The organism is Microtetraspora sp. NBRC 13810 (assembly GCF_030268685.1).
Taxonomy (GTDB): domain Bacteria; phylum Actinomycetota; class Actinomycetes; order Streptosporangiales; family Streptosporangiaceae; genus BSRQ01.
The window spans coordinates 1-1,726 of record NZ_BSRQ01000051.1; the positions used below are offsets into that span (position 1 = coordinate 1).

Annotated in this window: 2 rRNA genes; both read left to right on the forward strand. The window is 56.5% G+C overall.

Annotated features, from left to right (window positions below):
• A 23S ribosomal RNA gene (locus tag QSK26_RS41380) occupies nt 1-1,525 on the forward strand; the annotation flags it as partial.
• 72 nt (nt 1,526-1,597) lie between these two features.
• Nucleotides 1,598-1,714: ribosomal RNA gene (gene rrf / locus QSK26_RS41385) — 5S ribosomal RNA — on the forward strand.
• Nucleotides 1,715-1,726 lie beyond the last annotated feature (12 nt).

Here is a 1,726-nt window from a genome sequence, read left to right on the forward strand (position 1 = left end):
GTCAGGGTGAACGCTCGGTCCGATGGGGTAGTAGGTAAGCGATGGGGTGACGCAGGAAGGTAGTCCAGCCCAGGCGATGGTTGTTCCTGGGGTAAGCATGTAGGGCGGAGTATAGGCAAATCCGTACTCCACGTGCCTGAGGTGTGATGCCGAGCCGATTGTGGCGAAGTGGATGATCCTATGCTGCCGAGAAAAGCCTCTAGTGAGTGTTGCGGCGGCCCGTACCCTAAACCGACTCAGGTGGTCAGGTAGAGAATACTAAGGCGATCGGGTGAACTGTGGTTAAGGAACTCGGCAAATTGCCCCCGTAACTTCGGGAGAAGGGGGGCCTCTGCTGGTGATGGGACGTGCTCCTTGAGCTGGTGGGGGTCGCAGTGGCCAGGGGGAAGCGACTGTTTACTAAAAACACAGGTCCGTGCGAAGTCGTAAGACGATGTATACGGACTGACGCCTGCCCGGTGCCGGAACGTTAAGGGGACCGGTTAGTCGTCTTCGGATGGCGAAGCTGAGAACTTAAGCGCCGGTAAACGGCGGTGGTAACTATAACCATCCTAAGGTAGCGAAATTCCTTGTCGGGTAAGTTCCGACCTGCACGAATGGCGTAACGACTTCCCCGCTGTCTCAACCGCAGACCCGGCGAAATTGCATTACGAGTAAAGATGCTCGTTACGCGCAGCAGGACGGAAAGACCCCGGGACCTTCACTATAGCTTGACATTGGTGTTTGGGACGGCTTGTGTAGGATAGGTGGGAGACTGTGAAGCCTTCACGCTAGTGTGGGTGGAGTCATTGGTGAAATACCACTCTGGTCGTTTTGGATGTCTAACTCTGGTCCGTGATCCGGATCGGGGACAGTGTCTGGTGGGTAGTTTAACTGGGGCGGTTGCCTCCTAAAGGGTAACGGAGGCGCCCAAAGGTTCCCTCAGCCTGGTTGGCAATCAGGTGTTGAGTGTAAGTGCACAAGGGAGCTTGACTGTGAGACCGACGGGTCGAGCAGGAGCGAAAGCTGGGACTAGTGATCCGGCATCGGCTTGTGGAAGCGGTGTCGCTCAACGGCTAAAAGGTACCCCGGGGATAACAGGCTGATCTTCCCCAAGAGTCCATATCGACGGGATGGTTTGGCACCTCGATGTCGGCTCGTCGCATCCTGGGGCTGGAGTAGGTCCCAAGGGTTGGGCTGTTCGCCCATTAAAGCGGTACGCGAGCTGGGTTTAGAACGTCGCGAGACAGTTCGGTCCCTATCCGCTGTGCGCGTAGGAGACTTGAAAGGGGCTGTCCCTAGTACGAGAGGACCGGGACGGACGAACCTCTGGTGTGCCAGTTGTATCGCCAGGTGCATGGCTGGTTGGCTACGTTCGGAAGGGATAACCGCTGAAAGCATCTAAGCGGGAAGCTCGCCTTGAGATGAGGTCTCCCTCCAAGTGATTGGGTAAGGCTCCCGGTTGATGATCGGGTTGATAGGCCGGAGGTGGAAGCGCGGTAACGTGTGGAGCTGACCGGTACTAATAGGCCGAGGACTTGACCACAAGGTTTTTTGCTCGCGTCCACTGTGTGATTCTGAGACAGCAACCTGTTTTTGGTTGTGTGTTTCATGGGGTTTCGGCGGTTGTAGCGGTGGGGAAACACCCGGTTACATTCCGAACCCGGAAGTTAAGCCTTCCAGCGCCGATGGTACTGCACTGGGGACGGTGTGGGAGAGTAGGTCACCGCCGGACAATTTTTGTCTG